This window comes from Autumnicola lenta (assembly GCF_031846515.1).
GTDB lineage: Bacteria > Bacteroidota > Bacteroidia > Flavobacteriales > Flavobacteriaceae > Autumnicola > Autumnicola lenta.
Map to the genome: position 1 here is coordinate 1 of NZ_JAVRHO010000063.1, position 1,188 is coordinate 1,188.

Below are 1,188 nucleotides of genomic sequence, written 5' to 3' on the forward strand. Positions count from 1 at the left end.
AGTTTCAGGAATTTATTATAGCCTCTGTTGTTGATGTTGGATTTGGTAAGCTTTCCTCTTCGTATTTGTTTTTCCAGTCTTCTCAGGCCTTTTTCTCTGTTGTAACGATCTTTCCTGGCCCGATCATCCGAATAGGTGATAATGAGCTTTAAGGCTCCTTTATTGATGACAGCACTCTCTCCATGGTTTAAATCAAGTGCCAGTATTTTGTCCTTTACAGGCTTGGTTTCATTTTTAATCCTAGCCCCCAGTATAAATTCATAGCCCTTATCTTGAAGGTTATCAATATTGCTTCGGGAGAGTAGGCCGCTATCAGCAATAATGATGAGTTTGTCCAGGTTGTATTTCACTTTGAAGGCATCCACCACCGGAAGCATGGTATGTCCTTCGAACTTGTTGCCTTCAAAAATTTCATAGGCCAGCGGGTACCCATGTTTACTGACCAGTAGCCCTAAGACAATCTGCGGGTTCTGATGTTTGCCTTCCTTGGAAAAACCTGTCTTTCGCAATTCATCTTCCTGATCAATTTCAAAATACAACGTGGTCACATCATAAAATACCACACTAATATCTTGATTAAGGATCTTTCGGGTATGTTCATAACTGATCTGTTGTGTCAGCTCTTTTTGTTTGTCGTGAAGCTTGTCAAGGTACCGATAGATCTGATCCTCATCGTAATGGACTTGTTTAAACCGGTACAGGTAGTCCTTGGTCTTAAGCTTGCTTTTAGGAAAGGCGATCCTGGCGATAACTAAGTCCCTGAACAATTCATCCTTGATTTGATTGAAGCCAATTTCATCGAATATGCTTCCTAGCAACAGGTCATAACCTACACGCTTTAATTCGGTAATGGAATTAAGCATTACCTCCATCTGTTCTTTTTCATTTGAAAAATCCAGCTCTAAGGTGCTTTGTCTATTGGTAATCCAGGATTTAGCAGTTTTAACCAGAGTATTTATTTCTTCTTTATAAGCACTATGGCCTGCGGTATGTACAACACGATACTTGCCCGAAGATTTATCAATAACCTGAACACTTATTTTTCCGCTTGGATTTTTCTTTTTTCGAACAAACATCCTCAAAATTACCAAAAAACACCTCAGGACACCCTAAATTCCAATTTTAAAATCTTAATTGATTAATAATATGATAGTTATGTCTTTGCGCTAAAAAAAGTACGGAAGTCAG

At 38.7% G+C, this 1,188-nt stretch carries 1 protein-coding gene; it reads right to left on the minus strand.

The features are described 5' to 3' along the window. Positions 1 to 1,076 (minus strand): IS1634 family transposase (locus RM545_RS17425; RefSeq protein ID WP_311496560.1); only part of this gene is annotated, 1,076 nt, incomplete at its 3' end. Positions 1,077 to 1,188 lie beyond the last annotated feature (112 nt).